The sequence below is a fragment of the Citrobacter sp. Cf087 genome, from assembly GCF_030334285.1.
Classification (GTDB): Bacteria; Pseudomonadota; Gammaproteobacteria; order Enterobacterales; family Enterobacteriaceae; genus Citrobacter; species Citrobacter freundii.
The window spans coordinates 245,889-264,151 of record NZ_JAOWED010000031.1 but is presented as its reverse complement, the minus strand read 5'-3'; the positions used below and the strand labels follow the sequence as shown (position 1 = coordinate 264,151).

The following is an 18,263-nucleotide window of genomic DNA, read 5'->3' as shown; positions in this document are numbered from 1 at the left end:
GTTCAGCAACGACCCAAAGTTTATACTTTGGGCAAGAAACTTGACGAGCTTTGCAGATAGTCAAAGAACCATCTGATGATGAAACTGAACTGCGGAATCAGCTGCGACTTACCCCAGTCTTCACTTTTCGACAGACCGGTAAAGGTATCGAGAAAGAACAGTATGGCGGCAACGATCAACGCTCCACGCAAAGCACCGAAGCAGATCCCCAACACCCTGTCGGTACCCGACAGTCCTGTTTTCTCTACCAGTTGGCCTATCACAAAGTTAACGATAGCGCCGACGATAAGTGTCGCGATGAACAGTATCGCGATAGCAATCCCATTTCGAACCAGTTCGTCTTCAAAGCCCGTAAACCAGACAGACAGGTAAGTGTAGTAATGGCTGGCGACAAAGAAAGCACAACCCCAAGTCACCAACGATAATGCTTCACGAACAAAGCCACGGATCAGGCTAACCAGACAGGAAAAACCAATCACCGCGATAATGGCGTAATCAATCCAGACCATATGTGTCCCACGATTTTACGCCCTGTCGTCCTGTTCGGGGCGCATTCTAACAGAAAAAGAAAACGTTTGCGTAGGGATTTCCTTTCCACGCGTAAATAAAAATGGCGCTGAAAAAATCTTCAACGCCATACCGTTTTATGCCTCTTCGGGCACTGCCGGATAGCGGTGAAAACACCGTATCCGGCCTGAATCAGAGCTGCGCCGTAAACAGCGCAATCCCTTAATTAGGGGTGTACCCCATCACGACGCCACTCAGACCAGAGATCTTCTGCAGCTCGCCCAGCGAGTTCTTTAGCTTATCTTTGGAGGCGTCCGGCCCCACGAGAATGCGGGTTATTTTACCCTGCACCGGCGTCGACGGGGAAGTATATACCCGGAAGCCCGCGCCACGAAGTTTACCCACGATCTCATTGACCTTATCCGCATTTTTCAGTGCACCGAGCTGTACAACGTACGCTTTGCCGGTTGGGGCTGGCGCTTCTTCAGCGGCCGGTTTCGGCGCAGGAGTCGGTGTCGGCGTCGGAGAGACGGCAACAGGCTGCGGTTTCGGTTTAGGTTTCGGTGGTTCCACAGGCGCAGGGACAGGATCTAATTCCGCGCTGTTTGTCGTCGTCAAACGTGATGGATCCAACGATGGCGCGGCAGCATCACCCGCACGCACCTCTTCTGCCGCCCCTTCCGGCGGCTGAGTCGGCAGCGCCTGCGTTGCTGCAGGCATCATGTCTGGTTCATCGCGATCACCGGGTTTAGGCACCAGTGGGATCGCTGCAAATTCATCCTGATAATGCTTTTTCTGCCCGTCAAGCAGCCCGGGAAGCACAATTACCCCGAGCGCGACTAGCACAATTGTGCCGACTAATCGATTCTGAAACTTACTCGCCACCGCTTCTCCCCACGTCTATTACTTCCATGACATGTGCGACAGTGTGAAAGGATCCACACACCAACACGGTATCTTCTGGCTTCGCCTCAGCAAGTGCTGCAGACCATGCCTGCGCCACGCTGTCATAAGCGTTGCCTTTGCCCAAGTGCTCCAGCAGTTGTTCTGCCGTTGCGCCACGCGGCCCTTCCAGGGGCGCACAGTACCAGACGTCAACCACGCTTTTTAACCAGGCTAACGTACCGGCAATATCTTTATCATGTAGCATACCGATAACCGCAAGTACACGCCCGCTTTTCACTAACTTTTTCAGACGTCCGGTCAGATACTCTGCCGCATGCGGGTTATGGGCAACATCGAAAATCACTCGCGGCGACTCGCTCACAATCTGGAAGCGCCCCGGTAAAATCGCGCGTTCGATGCCGTCACGAATCGCCTGCTCGCTAACGTTCAGCCCGCTTGCGCGCAGCGCGGCCAGCGCGGTAGCAGCATTAGGTTGTGGCACCTGCGGCAACGGCAAATGCGCCAACGTTCCATGAGCATCCGTAAACGACCAGTCGTTCTCAGCAACCGCATAGCGCCAGTCTACGCCGCAGCGTTGCAAAATCGCCCCGCACTCTTGCGCGACATCCGCGATGGTGTAAGGCATTTCAGGCTCGCCGACGATAGCCGGTTTCTCTGCACGGAAAATGCCCGCCTTCTCACGACCAATACTTTCGCGATCCGGGCCCAGCCAGTCAGTATGGTCAAGCGCAATACTGGTGACTACAGCAACATCGGCATCGACGATATTGGTGGCGTCAAGGCGGCCGCCTAATCCCACTTCCAGAATAACGACATCCAGTTGGGCCTGTTTAAACAGCCAGAGTGCCGATAACGTACCGTATTCAAAGTAAGTCAGGGAAATATCACCACGAGCGTCTTCAATCTCAGCAAACGAGGCGGTATGGGCTGATTCCGGCAGTTCCTCCCCCTGCACGCGTACGCGTTCCGTGTAGCGCACCAGATGAGGCGAACTATATACCCCAACTTTATATCCTGCCGCAGTCAGCACAGATTCCAGCGTACGACAGGTCGTGCCTTTTCCGTTGGTTCCTGCCACCGTAAACACAAATGGCGCGGGTTTCAATACACCCAGTTTGCGCGCTACCTGGCTTACGCGCTCAAGGCCAAGATCGATGGTTTTACTGTGCAGGTTTTCCAGATAAGAAAGCCACGACGCCAGGGGCGACGCGGCTTGAGGAATACGTTTATTGTCCATGATGCCTGTAATTTTATTACGTAGATTAAAGCAAAAGGCAGCGCCAGTTGGCCCTGCCCTTTTTTACTCGTCGTCTTTCAAGCTGCAGGTGTGTTGGCTGCTCTCGCTCACCCGAATCACTTGCCCGTGCAAGCTCATCAGGGTTCACTCTCTTGCCGTCTTCCTGCAACTCGAAATCCATAGAGTAAGTTATCAGGCTTCTGATTCCTGATCGGGTACCGGAGATACCACCTCGCCTTCACGCGGCTCATCCGGATTCGGCGCAGGAAGATTCATCAGCTTCGCCAGGATGCTTGCCAGTTTCAGGCGCATTTCCGGACGGCGGACGATCATATCGATAGCGCCTTTTTCAATCAGGAACTCGCTGCGCTGGAATCCCGGCGGCAGTTTCTCACGTACGGTTTGCTCGATAACACGCGGACCCGCGAAGCCGATCAGTGCTTTCGGTTCTGCAATGTTGAGATCGCCCAGCATCGCGAAGCTTGCGGAAACACCACCCATTGTTGGGTCGGTCAGTACAGAAATATACGGTAAACCGCGTTCCTGCATTTTCGCCAGCGCAGCAGAGGTTTTTGCCATCTGCATCAGAGACATCAGCGCTTCCTGCATACGCGCCCCGCCAGAAGCGGAGAAGCAGATCAGCGGACAGTTGTCTTCCAGCGCCTGCTCAACGGCACGGACAAAACGCGCACCGACCACAGAGCCCATGGAGCCGCCCATAAACGCGAACTCGAATGCCGCAGCGACGACCGGCATACCATGCAGCGTGCCTTTCATCACCACCAGCGCATCTTTCTCGCCGGTTTCTTTCTGCGCAGAAGCCAGTCTGTCTTTGTATTTTTTGGAGTCACGAAACTTCAGCACGTCTTTCGGCTCAAGCTCGCTACCCAGTTCCACAAGAGAACCTTCATCTAACAGGCTATGCAGGCGATTGCGCGCCGACATGCGCATATGATGGTCACACTTCGGACAGACCTCAAGATTACGTTCCAGCTCAGCACGGTATAAAACCTGACCGCAGCTATCACACTTGGTCCACACCCCTTCAGGAATGCTTGCCTTGCGGGTGGGAGTAATGTTGCTTTTAATTCGTTCAATCCAGCTCATTGGTGACCTTTCTGCCTGAACCCTAGTCAGCTTTGTTATAAGGGGCGCATAATGCCATTTTTGCCCCTAACAGACCATGAATGTTGCACATTAAAACATAACAGCCCGAAACTTTGGATAAAAAAGTGGTCGAACCGCTGAGTTACTTTCTATTTTGCAGCCCGTGACGCAGCACGTTTATGGCGAATTACTTCAATCACCCCCGGCAATACGGAAAGGACGATAATCGCCACAATCAGTAATTTCAGGTTTTCCTGGACAATCGGCAGATCGCCGAACAGGTAGCCTGCGTAGGTGAACAACAATACCCACAGCAATGCACCTAGGACGTTATACATCGCAAAGTGACGGTAGGACATATGTCCCATACCGGCAACAAACGGCGCAAATGTGCGCACGATAGGCACGAAACGCGCCAGGATAATCGTCTTACCGCCATGACGCTCGTAGAACGCATGGGTTTTATCCAGGTAGCTGCGGCGGAAAATTTTGGAGTTCGGGTTACTGAAAAGTTTTTCCCCAAACAATCGGCCAATCGTGTAGTTCACTGCATCGCCCACAATCGCCGCCACAATCATCAGTGCTACCATCAGATGAACATTGAGATCATTGGTCGGCAGCGCAGAAAGCGCACCAGCAACAAACAGCAGCGAGTCCCCTGGCAGGAATGGTGTCACCACCAGCCCGGTTTCACAGAACAGGATCAGAAACAGAATGGCGTATACCCAGATACCGTATTCCGCAACCAGCTCCGCCAGGTGCACATCAATGTGCAGGATAAAATCAATAAGAAAGTAAATCAGGTCCATAGTTATGCCTTTATACGACTCAAATTAGTCCGCCAGAAATAGCGGGCCCATAGGCGGTTTTGGCAGGTCGAACCGGTCCGGGTAATCTACTGCAACCAGATACAGTCCTTCCGCTTTCGCCGTTGCCGCTGCCAGCGTTCTGTCCTTTGCCGCTAACAGTTCTGCTATCCAGCTCTCCGGCTGGTTGTTGGCGCCAACTTCCATCAGGCTGCCGACAATATTCCTGACCATATGATGTACAAAGGCATTCGCTTTAATATCCACCACCACATATGCACCGAAACGTTCGACGTTAATGTGCATCACGTTACGCCACGGTGTGCGCGACTGGCACTGTACCGCACGGAACGAGGTAAAATCATTTTCGCCAATCAGACACTGGGCTGCACGATGCATACGCTCAGCGTCCAGCGGTTCATAATAATGGGTTACCCCTTTACCCAAAACCGCAGGGCGCAACCGATGATTGTAGATGATGTAGCGATAACGGCGAGCCGTAGCGCTAAATCTGGCATGAAAATCATTAGGTACAGCTTTCACCCAGCGCACGGCGATGTCACTAGGTAAATTCGCATTTACCCCCAGTGTCCAGGCCGCATCTTTACGCTGAGCAGTGGTTTCAAAATGCACAACCTGCCCAGTGCCATGAACGCCCGCATCCGTGCGACCTGCACAAAAAACATTAATGCGTTCGTTCGCCACCTGAGAAAGCGCTTTTTCCAGTTTTTCCTGAACGCTACGCACTTCGTTCTGGCGCTGCCAGCCATAATATTTGCTGCCGTCATACTCAATGCCCAGCGCAATTTTATGGGTTGACGGCTGTTGCTGGTCAGACATTAGTACAGGTACTCCTGCACCAGTTTTTCCGCAATTTTCACCGCCATTAACGCGCCGCCAAAGCGTACGTTGTCTGCCACAGACCAGAACTGAACTTGCTCCGGCATACCGTAATCGTTATGCACGCAGCCAATAGAAAGGTGCGGAGTACCTGACGCGTCGCCAACCTGAGTCGGGAAGTCGGTCTCTTCCGACAACACCACATCTTCGCCGCGTGAAAACGCATCACGTGCTTCTTCCGCCGCCAACGGGCGCAGGGCTTCAAAATTCACCATCTGCGCATGGCCATAAAACACCGGGGACTGCACGATGCTGGCTGAGATAAGCAGACCGTCATCCTGCATAATTTTGCGCACTTCATCAACAATACGACGCTCTTCACGCACGCTGCCTTCGCGATCGGGCAGCAGCGGCAGCATATTGAACGCCAGCTGACGACCAAAGAAATCATCTTCGTCAATCGGGATGCCGTTAAGCAATTTCGCGCTTTGTCCGGCCAGTGCGTCTACGGCTTTTTTGCCGTGAGCGGAAGCCGAAATAATATTGGTCACCGTAATCCGTGACAGCCCGCCGTCATCAATCAATGGTTTCAGCGCAGACAGCAACTGGCTTGTCAGGCTGTTTGGTACCGCAATCACATTGCGGTTACGGTAATCCGCCAGCACGAACGGGTTAACGTCCGGAACCACCAGCGGAACGTCTGGCTCAAGCGCGAACAGACCGCTACTGTCAATCACCAGGCAACCCGCATTTGTTGCTTCTTCTACCCATGCGGCGGTGGCTTCAGTGCCCGCAACAAAAAATGCCAACTGTGCCTGCGTCCAGTCAAAGTCTGCAACGTCCTGCACTATGACCGATTTACCGTTAAAACGCAGATGCTCACCGGCGCTTTCATTACGCGCCAGCGCATAAATTTCACCGACCGGGAACTGGCGTTCAGCCAGCGTATCGAGCAGGGCTTCGCCTACGGCGCCCGTTGCGCCCAGAATGGCAATATTCCAGCCTTCAGACATGGTGATTTACTCCAAGAAATACGTAAGCGTCCCTGTCGCATTATTCGACAGGGAGCATTAAGAAGACATTAATGTGCCGGATGATGAACAGCGTTAAAACCCAGCTTACACAATAAGGCAGCAGCCGTTGCGTCGTCACACATCACATATAAAGACGACCATTCACGACGCTCAAGGTAATTTTTACGCAGTTTATCAAACTCACCCGGAATTCCAGCGACTTTACGCAGCGGCGCATCATCGCGGCGCACATCATACACTAAATGCGCCAGCCTTTTCAGCGTTGGCTGATCTAACGGGCCATGCAGGGTGATACGACCAAATTCCGGCGCGGGTAACAGGGTACTGAGCGCAACGTGCTGCTCGTGACCAATAAACTTACTATAGGCCTCAAAGACCTGCGTGGTGCCACGCGCTTTTCCTTCGAGGGTATACCCGGCAATGTGCGCCGTGCCGATATCGGCTTTCTCCAGCAACGCCACATTGAGATCCGGCTCTCCTTCCCAGACATCCAGCACAACGCTCAGCGACTGACCGGCATTCAACCGGTTCAGCAATGCTGTATTGTCGATGACCGGCCCACGGCAGGCATTGATCAGAATAGTGCCCGGCTTCAGTCGGCTAATCAGCGCATCATCCGCCATGTGCAGCGTTTTGTAGGGTCCGTCTTTAAACAGTGGCGTATGGAAAGTCAGCACATCGGCTTGCTCTACCAGTTCGTCCAGCGAGCGGAAATCGCCCTCGTCACCGCGATCGGCTCGCGGTGGATCGCACAGCAGCGTGCGGATCCCCAGCGCTTCCAGACGCGCCTGCAAACGCCCACCCACGTTGCCCACACCCACAATGCCTACGGTACGATCGCGTAACGAAAACCCGTCACGCTCCGCCAGCATCAGCAACGCTGAAAAAACATATTCTACGACCGCTATCGCGTTACAACCGGGCGCGGCGGAAAAACCGATCCCAGCCTGCGCAAGCCAGGCGTCATCCACATGGTCTGTGCCAGCGGTTGCCGTACCGACAAATTTAACCGGTTTTCCTCCAAGCAGTGATTCATTTACTTTCGTCACCGAGCGCACCATTAAAGCATCCGCATCATCCAGTTCAGCAACGGGAATCGGACGACCGGGAACCGCTTTGACCTCCCCCAAACGACTGAACAGTTCGCGGGCATAGGGCATATTTTCATCAACGAGGATTTTCACGTCTTTCGCACCTGTTTGAGAACGAGAGTTAACCGGGCAAGTGTGCCATAATCTCGCCGCCAGGCATACTGCGAGACCTGGTCAGCACAGATTTAAGGAACAGAGATGATGCAGCCCATTTCAGGTACGCCCGCACGCCCTCCCGGCGAAGGCCAAAATGCCCCTTCCGCTGCGGGTGAACAACCGTTATCCACACAACAACGTACTGTGTTGGAACGACTAATTACCCGTTTGATTTCACTCACCCAGCAGCAAAGTGCTGAGGTGTGGGCCGGAATGAAGCACGATCTGGGCGTCAAAAGTGATACTCCGCTGCAGTCACGTCACTTTCCAGCCGCTGAGCAAAACCTTAACCAACGGCTGGGAGTTGCTCAGCAAAATCATGTTAATCGTCAGGTGCTTTCGCAGCTCACTGAATTACTGAGCCAGGGAAATAATCGCCAGGCGGTGAGTGATTTTATCCGTCAGCAGTATGGGCAAACGGCGCTCAGCCAGCTCACGCCTGAGCAGTTGAAAAACGTGCTCACGCTGCTGCAACAAGGGCAGCTGTCGATACCACAGCCGCAGCAGCGCCCGGCAACCGATCGCCCGTTGCTCCCCGCAGAGCACAATACGCTGAACCAGTTAGTTACCAAACTGGCGGCGGCCACGGGAGAATCCGGGAAGATGATCTGGCAGTCGATGCTGGAGTTGTCTGGCGTAAAAAGCGGTGAGCTGATCCCTGCCAAACAGTTTACGCACCTGGTCACCTGGCTGCAGGCGCGCCAGACGCTCAGCCTGCAAAGCGCCCCGACGCTACAAACGCTCCAGGCTGCGCTGAAGCTGCCATTAGAGCCGAATGAGCTGACAGCAATAAAAGAGTACGCGCAGCAGACGTATCAGATCCAACCACAATCGATTCTGACCACGGTGCAGGTGCAGGACTTGCTCAATCAAATTTTCCTGCGTCGCGTGGAACGAGAACGCGAGCTCAGCGATCCGCGTCATCTGCAGCCCATTTACAGCCCGTTCGCGCCGATGATTGAAACGGTTAAATCTCTGTCGGCACGACCGGGACTGTTGTTTGTTGCATTGATGATTGCGTTAGCCATTTTCTGGCTGGTCGCTTAACCTTTACGCAGCGTAAGCAACGTTACAATAATCCCCACCACGGCGGATATCGCCCCGGCAAGGAACACTGAGGGATAACCGTACGCGGTGGCCAGCACCCCGGCGACCGGCCCGCTTATGCCGTAGGAGATATCCTGAAATGCGGCGTACCCGCCCAGCGCCGTACCGCGAACCTGCGCGGGTACTCGCTTCACCACCTCGACGCCCAAGGCCGGGAAGATAAGCGAACACCCGGCCCCGGTTAATGCCGCTCCAAGCAGTGCAACCCAGGCTGTTGGGGCCTGCCACAGCAGAATCAGTCCTGCGGTTTCCACCAGCAAAGAGACAACGGCAACCTTCACGCCGCCGAACCGGTCCGGCATCCAGCCAAACAGAATGCGCATCAGCACAAACGCCCCGCCAAACGCGGTCAGGGTGAACCCCGCCATCGTCCAGCCGTTGCTGACAAAATAGAGTGAAATAAACGTACCGATCACCGCAAAGCCAACGCCCTGCAGCGCAAGGCCCAGGCCCGGTTTCCAGATAAGCCCTACCACGCTCCATAACGAAGGGCGTTCTCCTGCATGTGCAGGCACTTTACGTACGGTGCCATTGAATGCCCATGCCAGCAGCGGTAATACCATCGTGGTTCCCGCCAGCGCCGCGAAGCCAAAGTGGCTGTGGATCAGAAGTCCCAACGGTGCACCGGCGGCCAGCGCGCCGTAAATCGCCATTCCGTTCCATGACATCACCTTACCGGAGCGTGTTGGGCCGACCAGCCCCAGCCCCCAGGTCAGCGTTCCGGTGAGCAATTGGCTTTCGCCAAAACCGAGGATCAAACGACCGACGATTAGCAACGCAAATTTTACGGGAACAGAAACGGGCAATAGCGCGGCTAACAGCCACGCCGCACCCGCCAGCCCACAGGCAAACATCCCCTGTAGCGCCGAGCGTTTGGCACCATATTGATCGGCTAACCGCCCGGCGTAGCCGCGTGTTAATACCGTCGCCAGAAACTGTACGCCGACGGCGATGCCGACCATGGTATTGCCATAGCCCAGTTCCTGGTGCACAAACAGAGGAATGACGGGCAAAGGTAAACCGACCGTCATATAGGTCAGGAAAACCGCAAAAGCGATGCGAAACAGCGAAAAGTTCGCCGAAGGTGTTTTTTCTTGTTGGGTTACAGCTGTCATGCGTTACTCCAAAATGCAGAGTAAGGCGAGGAATACCCACGCCCCCTCTACCTGACTATCAGGATTAAGGTGCGTTGGATAACGTTAAACGCTTACGCATTATCAAGAGGATAATGTTGAAGCTGGAGTCTGCCTGTAAACCAGAGCGGTTGTCAACGATATAAAAAAGGGAGCCATCAGGCTCCCCTCTTGCATAATCTTTCAGTCTTACGCTTACAGCTTACGCATAACCAGCGTGGCGTTGGTGCCGCCAAAACCGAAGCTGTTGGACATTACAGTCGTCAGCGCCTGCTCGGTCGGTTTGGTCACGATGTTCAGACCTGCCGCCTGCTCGTCCAGCTCTTCAATGTTGATGCTTGGCGCGATAAAACCGTGTTCCAGCATCAGCAGAGAGTAGATAGCTTCCTGAACGCCAGCCGCGCCCAGTGAGTGACCGGTCATCGCTTTGGTTGCGGAGATTGCCGGGCTGTTGTCGCCAAACACTTCACGAATCGCACCCAGCTCTTTCACGTCGCCTACCGGAGTAGAGGTACCGTGGGAGTTCAGGTAGTCGATCGGCGTGTCTACGCCGTGCATCGCCATCTGCATGCAACGTACTGCGCCTTCGCCAGACGGAGCAACCATGTCTGCGCCATCGGACGTTGCGCCATAACCGACGATTTCCGCATAGATGTGCGCGCCACGTGCCAGCGCGTGTTCCAGCTCTTCGACCACGACCATACCGCCGCCGCCAGCAATAACGAAACCGTCACGGTGTGCGTCATAGGTACGGGAAGCTTTGGATGGATCGTCGTTATATTTGGTAGACAGCGCGCCCATGGCGTCGAATTCACACGCCATTTCCCAGCACAGCTCTTCGCCGCCGCCAGCGAAAACGATGTCTTGCTTGCCCAGCTGAATTTGTTCTACTGCGTTGCCGATACAGTGCGCAGATGTCGCACAGGCAGAGCTGATAGAGTAGTTTACGCCGTGGATTTTGAACGGCGTTGCGAGGCAGGCAGAAACGCCGGACGCCATCGCTTTGGTGACCACATACGGGCCAACCGCTTTCAGGCCACGCGGGCTACGCATTGCGTCAGCACCGAACACCTGAAAACGCGGGGAGCCGCCGCCGGAACCTGCAATCAGGCCAACGCGCGGGTTATTCTGGTAATCTTCTGCTGCAAGGCCGGCATCAGCCACTGCCTGTTCCATAGAAAGGAATGCATAGATGGATGCGTCGCTCATGAAGCGCACTACTTTGCGGTCAATGAGGCCAGTGGTATCCAGTTTTACGTTGCCCCATACGTGGCTACGCATGCCGGAGTCCTTCAGCTCCTGAGAGAAAGTGATCCCTGAACGTCCTTCACGCAGAGATGCCAGGACTTCCTGCTGGTTATTACCGATGCTGGAAACGATGCCCAAGCCAGTAATCACTGCACGTTTCATTCAATACCTCTGTAAGTCGCACTATTTTAAAGTTTCGAGTGGCACAATAGCGTACACTTGTACGCCGAACAAGTCCGATCAGCCATTTAATGTGGAAATTTGCGCAGCCAGGCACTCATCGCTAAGATCGGGGCACAGCCTGCCAGACGAGTAACTTACGTGAAACAATACGCTATACAACCTGCCAACCTTGAATTCAACGCTGAGGGTACACCTGTTTCCCGAGATTTTGACGATGTCTATTTTTCTAATGATAACGGGCTGGAAGAGACACGTTACGTCTTTCTCGGCGGGAATCATCTCGCCCAGCGATTCCCTGCACATTCACGTCCCCTCTTCGTAGTAGCAGAAAGTGGGTTTGGCACCGGACTTAACTTCCTGACACTCTGGCAGGCGTTTGCCGAATTCCGCGATACCCACCCTGACGCTACCCTGGAAAGATTACATTTCATCAGTTTTGAAAAATTTCCGCTGACGCGTGAAGATCTGACCTTAGCCCATCAGCACTGGCCAGAACTTGCCCCGTGGGCCACGGCGCTGCAAGAGCAATGGCCGCTGCCGCTGGCGGGATGCCATCGCCTGCTCCTTGATGAAGGACGCGTCACGCTGGATCTGTGGTTTGGCGATATTAACGAACTGACCAGCAAGCTGGATGACTCCCTGAATCAAAAAGTGGATGCCTGGTTTCTGGACGGTTTCGCGCCGGCAAAAAATCCGGATATGTGGACGCCAACGCTGTTTAACGCAATGGCCCGTCTGGCTCGCCCCGGCGGCACGCTGGCGACCTTCACCTCAGCAGGCTTTGTGCGTCGGGGATTGCAGGAAGCCGGGTTTACGATGCAAAAATGCAAAGGCTTTGGTCGCAAACGAGAAATGCTTTGTGGCGTAATGGATAAGACGCTGGCGCTCCCCTCCTCAGCACCCTGGTTTGCACGTACCGGAACAGATAAACGCGAAGCCGCCATTATTGGCGGGGGGATTGCCAGCGCATTGCTGTCGTTGGCGTTACTGCGCCGCGGCTGGCAGGTCACGCTCTATTGCGCCGACGATAACCCAGCCGGGGGTGCATCCGGCAATCGCCAGGGCGCTCTTTATCCGCTACTGAGCAAGCATGACGCGGCCATTAATCTCTTTTTCCCCTCCGCGTTTACTTTCGCCCGCCGGCTGTATGACGCCCTCCCCGTTGAGTTCGCGCATGACTGGTGCGGCGTGACGCAACTGGCGTGGGATGAGAAAAGCCAGCAAAAAATCGACCAAATGTTGTCCCTTGAGTTGCCCAATGCGCTCGCCGTCGGGGTTGACGCAGAGCAGGTTTTACAAACGACAGGCGTAAAAACCGGATGCGGCGGGATTCAGTACCCCGCCGGAGGATGGCTATGTCCGGCAGAGCTAACCGCCGCCGTATTCGACTATGCCGCAACGCTGGGATTACGCCCCCGGTATCAACATACGCTGGCCTCACTGTCTCGACAGACAGAAAACTGGAAATTGGCGTTTGCCAGTGGAGCAACCGCCACTCACGCTGCGGTAGTTCTGGCTAACGGGCATCGCATTAACAGCGTTGAACAGACGCAGTCGCTACCGGTGTACTCCGTAGGCGGTCAGGTGAGTCACATTCCTACTACGCCTTCGCTTTCAGCGCTGCGTCAGGTGCTGTGCTATGACGGCTACCTCACGCCGCACAACCCGCAAAATCAGCAGCACTGCATTGGCGCCAGTTATCATCGCGGAAGTGAAGAAACGGTGTATCGTGCTGACGATCAGCAGCAAAACCGTCAGCGCTTAATAGATTGTTTCCCGAATGCCGCGTGGGCAAAAGAAGTAGACGTTAGTGGCAATGCCGCCCGTTGTGGAGTGCGCTGCGCCACGCGCGATCACATGCCAATGGTCGGCAACGTCGCGGATTATGACGCCACGCTCAGCCAGTATGCCACTCTTGCCGAAGACAGAGAGCACGCCGTAAACGCCCCGGTTTATTCCGATTTATTTATGTTGGGTGCGCTGGGCTCGCGCGGGCTGTGTACTGCCCCGCTGTGTGCAGAAATTCTGGCATCGCAAATGAGCGATGAACCTATCCCTATGGATGCCAGCACGCTGGCTGCGCTGAATCCGAATCGTCTGTGGGTAAGGAAGTTATTGAAGGGTAAAGCGGTGAAATAAGATACCATCTCATCATTGCCTGATGGCGCTACGCTTATCAGGCCAACCCCCCCCGTCCACGTAGGCCGGATAAGACGCCTTCGCGTCGCCATCCGGCACAATCCACTGCAATTATTATTGCGTTGCCTTTTGAAATAAAGTGTCCCACATCTCTTTCACTAACGCCTGGTCACGCGGCGAGAGTTCGCCTGCGCTGATGGCTTTTTCCAGGCTGCTGGTCACATTGGCGTACAATGCCTCAGCGGAATGGTCCTCGCCAGCATCCAACTCAGCCACAGCCAGCGTCAGGTGCCCACGCAAATAGCCACTGGCAAACAACTCATCATCGCTGGCGTGCTCTACCATATCGTCGATTAATGCCAGAATGCGTGATTCAAACTCCGCGATCATCTTCTTTCCTCATTGTAAACGTGGCAGCGGCTTCAGTTGAGCGCTTCGGGCCACGGGAATTGTTCCGCCGTAAGTTCAGGCGTGTGATAATAATTCTGTAACGCGTTAATAAAACGCGCCGGACGTTCAGGGATCCCCTTTTCCAGGTACTCCATTACCTGAGCATGAACACGGCGCTGGAATACCACGCGGTCTGGTTCAAAGTCCCCTTCGAGGTTGTCGCAACTGACGTTAAACGGGTACCCCGCCGCCATGCAAAACAACCAGTCAAACGCCTGCGGCTTCACTTCCACATCTTCAAACTGGCATTGTGTCTTCGCGTCGCGTCCGTCCGGGCAGTACCAGTAACCAAAATCGACCAGCTCACGACGAGCTTTACCGGCGATGCACCAGTGTGAAATTTCGTGTAACGCACTGGCGTAATAACCATGCGCAAAAACGATACGGTGATACGGTAATTCCGCATCCGCAGGAAGATAGATCGGTTCGTCGTCGCCTTTAATCAGACGGGTATTAAATTCATCGGCAAAGCAGCCGTTAAAAATCTCAATTAACTGTTCGTAGTGATGCGTATTATTCATTAATTCATCCCCAGCCAGTGGAGAATCTCCTGTCCATGATTATCATAAAGTAGCTTGGCGCTCATCACGGCGGAGACAATAACGATCATTGGCCGAATGAGTTTTTGTCCTTTGCTGAGCACCAGTCGAGAGCCCATCCGTGCGCCAATAAACTGGCCAATGAGCATCACAAAACCTGTCGCCCAAATCACTTTGCCGCCGAGGGCAAACAACAACAACCCACCGATATTCGATGTGGCATTTAATACTTTGGCGTGGGCCGTCGATTTCGCCAGGTTGTATCCGCACAGCATGACAAAGGCCAGCGCGTAGAACGACCCTGCCGCCGGACCAAAAAAGCCATCGTAAAAACCGACGCAGCCTCCCGCCACCAGCGCGAAAGGTAAACCGTGCAATCGACGCTGTCGGTCCTCTTCCCCCACTTTCGGCATCAACAGAAAGTAAAGGCCAATACAGATAACCAGAACCGGCAGGATCTGGCGCAGAACATCTGACTGCACGTGCTGAACCAATAGCGCCCCGCTCATTGATCCGACAAACGTCATGAAGATATTGAGCTTCTGATCCGCCAGATTAACCACGCCACGACGAATAAAATAGAGGGAGGAAGAGATAGATCCCCCGCAGGCCTGCAGCTTATTGGTCGCCAGCGCTTGCGCAGGTGGCATCCCGGCCGCCATCAATGCCGGGATGGTGAGTAGACCACCGCCTCCGGCCAGAGAATCAATAAAACCTGCCAGCATCGCCACAAAAAACAGCACACCTAGCAGCAGTGGCGACACCATAAACAGAGAGGCAAAATGATCCATTAGAGTACATGCTCGTCCAGTAGCGCCTGGCAGGAAGGCGGCAACGGCGGCGGTGTCTTCTTCTCAGGCTTGGTGGTTCCAGGTTTTGGAGGTTCGAACCAGCTTTGCAGCTCCACGCCACAGCCGTCACCCGGTGGCGGTAACGGTTGATCTTCGCACTCAAGGCTGTCGGCAGGGCAACGTAACCGCACGTGCATATGCGCACGATGCTGGAACCATGGCCGCACTTTACGCAACCAGTCCCTGTCGGTCCCTGCATCCAGACAAAGTTGTTGCTTAATCGCCGGATTCACGAAAATACGCGTTACTTCATTATCTTTTGCAGCCAGCCTTACCAGGCTAAAAATCTCCGGTTTCCACAGTGATGGCACAACACGTTTGCCGTCCTGTGAGACCAGATCTAACGCCTGCGGCCGCAGCAGTTGCGACTGGGTCCAGCGCGTTTTCGGCAGTTGCAGGAAAATATCAACATCCAGTCCCGTCTGGTGGCTGGCGTGACCGCCATTGAATCGCCCACCGGCCGGCATACCCATATCGCCGATTAACACCGTGCCCAGCCCCTGACTATTAGCCTGATTACTCAGACGCTGGATAAACCTCACCAGATCCGGATGGCCAAAGTAACGACGCTGATCGGTGCGCATCACCTGATAATGTTCTGACTGTACAGGCAGCGTATCTGCGCCAACAATACAGCCATTGGAAAACGCACCGATAGACTGCGCGCTGCCCGCAACCGGATGGGTAATTTTCTGCCAGGGCGTCGCCGCCAGACAGGCGGTACTGGCAAACAGAGCCAGCGCCGCAAGTGCCGTTTTTTTCATCTCTTACCAGCGTGGAATATCGGTCTTCACGTCCGCGTTTTGCGCCCGCTGACGCAGCAGGTGATCCATCAATACGATCGCCAGCATCGCCTCGGCGATCGGTACGGCGCGGATCCCAACGCACGGATCGTGACGACCTTTAGTGATCATTTCGACTTCTTCACCAAAGCGGTTAATGGTGCGCCCTGGAACGGTAATACTGGACGTCGGTTTCAGCGCCATATGAGCAATGATTTGTTGCCCGCTGCTGATCCCACCCAGAATGCCGCCCGCATGGTTACTCTGGAAACCTTCTTTGGTGATTTCATCTCGGTTCTGGCTGCCACGCAGCGCAACAACGTCAAATCCGTCGCCAATCTCAACGCCCTTAACGGCGTTAATGCTCATCAGCGCATGGGCGATGTCGGCATCCAGGCGGTCGAATACAGGTTCGCCAAGACCCGCAGGCACACCGCTTGCAACAACGGTCACCTTCGCCCCGATGGAGTCGCCCTCTTTCTTCAGCCCGCGCATCAGTTCGTCCAGCGCTTCGAGTTTATCCGGGTCCGGACAAAAGAACGGGTTAAGTTCCACCTGGGACCAGTCTTTTATCTCCAGCGGAATATCCCCCATCTGCGTCAGGCAACCGCGAATCTCAACGCCGAACTTTTCCGCCAGATATTTTTTGGCAATCGCTCCGGCCGCCACGCGCATCGCTGTTTCACGTGCGGACGAACGTCCGCCACCACGGTAGTCGCGCAGGCCATATTTCTGCTCATAGGTATAGTCGGCGTGTCCTGGACGAAAAACGTCCTTAATCGCGCCGTAATCCTGTGAACGCTGATCGGTATTTTCGATCAGCAGGCCAATGCTGGTGCCAGTGGTAACGCCCTCGAACACCCCGGAGAGGATTTTCACCTGATCCGGCTCACGACGCTGCGTAGTGTAGCGCGATGTGCCTGGACGCCGTCTGTCGAGATCGTGCTGCAGGTCAGCTTCTGTCAGAGAAATGCCCGGCGGAACACCATCGACAATACAACCGAGCGCCAGCCCGTGTGATTCGCCGAAAGTGGTTACGCGAAAGAGTTGCCCAATTGTGTTTCCTGCCATCACGGCTCCGTTATGAGTGTTGTGTATTTGCGCGTGTAATTAGTCTTTATAAATGCTGAAGTGCTCACGAGCAGCAACTAACTGCTCTTTGGTCAGCATGAATACGCCGTCACCGCCGTTGTCGAACTCCAGCCAGGTGAACGGTACATCCGGATATTGCTCTATCAGATGTACCATGCTGTTTCCGACTTCACAAATCAGAATACCGTTATCTGACAGGTAGTCTGGGGCGTTCCCCAGGATGCGGCGGGTAAGTTTCAGCCCATCACTGCCGGACGCCAGACCCAGCTCAGGTTCGTGACGATATTCGTTTGGCAGATCGGACATATCTTCCGCATCGACATACGGCGGGTTGGTCACAATCAGGTCATACTGGACTTTCAGCAGATCGCGGAACAGATCGGAACGGATCGGCGTGACGTGATGGATCAGGCCGTGTTCTTCAATATTGTGTTCGGTCACCGCCAGCGCGTCAGTGGAGATATCCACCGCATCAACTTCGGCTTCCGGGAAGGCATACGCGCAGGCAATGGCAATACAACCGCTGCCGGTACACATATCGAGGATATGCTGCGGCTGCTCATTAATAAGGCCCGCAAAGCGGTTATTGATAAGCTCGCCAATCGGTGAACGCGGAACCAGCACGCGTTCATCAACATAAAACTCATGCCCGCAAAACCAGGCTTTGTTGGTCAGATAAGCAACCGGAATGCGCTCGTTGACGCGGCGAATCACGCGTTCAACAATACGATGACGCTCGCTGGAGGTCAGACGCGCTGTACGCATGTCTTCCGGAATATCCAACGGCAAATAAAGTGACGGCAGCACCAGTTGTACGGCCTCGTCCCATGGGTTATCCGTGCCATGGCCATACCAGATGTTCGCCGCGCTAAAACGGCTGACCGCCCAACGCAACATGTCCTGAATGGTATGCAGTTCACTCACTGCTTCATCGACGAAAATTTTATCCACGTATTCCTCCAGGGCATGCTCGTATTAATTTCGGCGGCTAGTTTGCCACGAAGACGGCGATAAATCAGCATTCACACAGGGCCTGAGCGCGAAAATTGCGTTTT

At 54.5% G+C, this 18,263-nt stretch carries 18 protein-coding genes; 2 read left to right on the top strand and 16 right to left on the bottom strand.

The annotated features are described in order from the left end of the window. Nucleotides 1–20 precede the first annotated feature (20 nt). From cvpA to pdxB, 8 genes are all read right to left on the bottom strand, one after another. Nucleotides 21–509 carry a colicin V production protein gene (gene cvpA / locus OGV57_RS17855; RefSeq protein ID WP_003028129.1) on the bottom strand — a complete coding sequence of 163 codons (489 nt, stop codon included), beginning with the start codon at nt 507–509 and terminating at the stop codon, nt 21–23. Between the two features lie 220 nt (nt 510–729). Then, complete coding sequence (gene dedD, locus OGV57_RS17850; protein WP_054528617.1) at nt 730–1,392, bottom strand: cell division protein DedD; 663 nt, start codon at nt 1,390–1,392, stop codon at nt 730–732. Next, a complete protein-coding gene (gene folC / locus OGV57_RS17845; RefSeq protein ID WP_054528618.1) occupies nt 1,382–2,650 on the bottom strand; it encodes a bifunctional tetrahydrofolate synthase/dihydrofolate synthase in 1,269 nt (422 codons plus the stop codon). Before folC ends, dedD begins: the two co-directional genes overlap by 11 nt. A 192-nt stretch (nt 2,651–2,842) precedes the next feature. Further along, entirely contained in the window at nt 2,843–3,757 is a 915-nt protein-coding gene (gene accD / locus OGV57_RS17840) for an acetyl-CoA carboxylase, carboxyltransferase subunit beta (protein ID WP_003839317.1), read from the bottom strand. Between the two features lie 149 nt (nt 3,758–3,906). After that, the gene (locus tag OGV57_RS17835) at nt 3,907–4,566 is read right to left on the bottom strand and encodes a DedA family protein (protein ID WP_044701204.1); all 660 of its coding nucleotides are present in this window, start codon (nt 4,564–4,566) and stop codon (nt 3,907–3,909) included. Nucleotides 4,567–4,590: 24 nt separating this feature from the next. Continuing rightward, nucleotides 4,591–5,403: a tRNA pseudouridine(38-40) synthase TruA gene (gene truA, locus OGV57_RS17830; protein ID WP_044701207.1), complete on the bottom strand. Its 813-nt coding sequence runs from the start codon at nt 5,401–5,403 to the stop codon at nt 4,591–4,593. Next, nucleotides 5,403–6,416: an aspartate-semialdehyde dehydrogenase gene (locus tag OGV57_RS17825; RefSeq protein WP_003028144.1), complete on the bottom strand. Its 1,014-nt coding sequence runs from the start codon at nt 6,414–6,416 to the stop codon at nt 5,403–5,405. The genes truA and OGV57_RS17825 overlap by 1 nt, the downstream gene beginning before the upstream one ends. Nucleotides 6,417–6,484: 68 nt before the next feature. Then, nucleotides 6,485–7,621 carry a 4-phosphoerythronate dehydrogenase PdxB gene (pdxB, locus tag OGV57_RS17820; protein WP_054528619.1) on the bottom strand — a complete coding sequence of 379 codons (1,137 nt, stop codon included), beginning with the start codon at nt 7,619–7,621 and terminating at the stop codon, nt 6,485–6,487. Nucleotides 7,622–7,729: 108 nt separating this feature from the next. Between pdxB and flk the strand changes: the two genes are divergently transcribed. Next, nucleotides 7,730–8,731: a flagella biosynthesis regulator Flk gene (flk, locus tag OGV57_RS17815; RefSeq protein ID WP_003845068.1), complete on the top strand. Its 1,002-nt coding sequence runs from the start codon at nt 7,730–7,732 to the stop codon at nt 8,729–8,731. Here flk and OGV57_RS17810 read toward each other — a convergent pair. Then, entirely contained in the window at nt 8,728–9,906 is a 1,179-nt protein-coding gene (locus OGV57_RS17810) for an MFS transporter (RefSeq protein ID WP_044701208.1), read from the bottom strand. The two genes, flk and OGV57_RS17810, sit on opposite strands and share 4 nt — an antisense overlap. 213 nt (nt 9,907–10,119) lie before the next feature. Further along, the gene (gene fabB / locus OGV57_RS17805; protein ID WP_003834815.1) at nt 10,120–11,334 is read right to left on the bottom strand and encodes a beta-ketoacyl-ACP synthase I; all 1,215 of its coding nucleotides are present in this window, start codon (nt 11,332–11,334) and stop codon (nt 10,120–10,122) included. Nucleotides 11,335–11,493: 159 nt separating this feature from the next. Here fabB and mnmC point away from each other — a divergent pair, with 159 nt between their 5' ends. Further along, nucleotides 11,494–13,494 (top strand): bifunctional tRNA (5-methylaminomethyl-2-thiouridine)(34)-methyltransferase MnmC2/FAD-dependent 5-carboxymethylaminomethyl-2-thiouridine(34) oxidoreductase MnmC1, encoded by a 2,001-nt coding sequence (mnmC, locus tag OGV57_RS17800; protein ID WP_054528620.1) that lies wholly within the window; start codon nt 11,494–11,496, stop codon nt 13,492–13,494. A 114-nt stretch (nt 13,495–13,608) separates the two neighbouring features. On the opposite strand, the gene OGV57_RS17795 is transcribed toward mnmC, so the two are convergent. Genes OGV57_RS17795 through prmB form a run of 6 tightly spaced genes read right to left on the bottom strand, consistent with a single transcriptional unit; the run spans nt 13,609 to nt 18,159 of the window. Beyond that, nucleotides 13,609–13,884, bottom strand: coding sequence for a YfcL family protein (locus OGV57_RS17795; protein WP_003028163.1), 276 nt, complete (start codon nt 13,882–13,884; stop codon nt 13,609–13,611). A gap of 32 nt (nt 13,885–13,916) precedes the next feature. Then, on the bottom strand, nt 13,917–14,465 hold the full coding sequence (locus OGV57_RS17790; protein WP_003834819.1) for an elongation factor P hydroxylase: 549 nt from the start codon (nt 14,463–14,465) through the stop codon (nt 13,917–13,919). Beyond that, entirely contained in the window at nt 14,465–15,274 is an 810-nt protein-coding gene (locus OGV57_RS17785; RefSeq protein WP_003028167.1) for a sulfite exporter TauE/SafE family protein, read from the bottom strand. The genes OGV57_RS17790 and OGV57_RS17785 overlap by 1 nt, the downstream gene beginning before the upstream one ends. After that, complete coding sequence (gene mepA / locus OGV57_RS17780) at nt 15,274–16,098, bottom strand: penicillin-insensitive murein endopeptidase (RefSeq protein WP_054528621.1); 825 nt, start codon at nt 16,096–16,098, stop codon at nt 15,274–15,276. The genes OGV57_RS17785 and mepA overlap by 1 nt, the downstream gene beginning before the upstream one ends. Nucleotides 16,099–16,101: 3 nt before the next feature. After that, nucleotides 16,102–17,187, bottom strand: coding sequence for a chorismate synthase (aroC, locus tag OGV57_RS17775; protein ID WP_003028170.1), 1,086 nt, complete (start codon nt 17,185–17,187; stop codon nt 16,102–16,104). Nucleotides 17,188–17,226: 39 nt separating this feature from the next. Continuing rightward, on the bottom strand, nt 17,227–18,159 hold the full coding sequence (gene prmB / locus OGV57_RS17770; RefSeq protein ID WP_003028173.1) for a 50S ribosomal protein L3 N(5)-glutamine methyltransferase: 933 nt from the start codon (nt 18,157–18,159) through the stop codon (nt 17,227–17,229). Between the last annotated feature and the right edge of the window lie 104 nt (nt 18,160–18,263).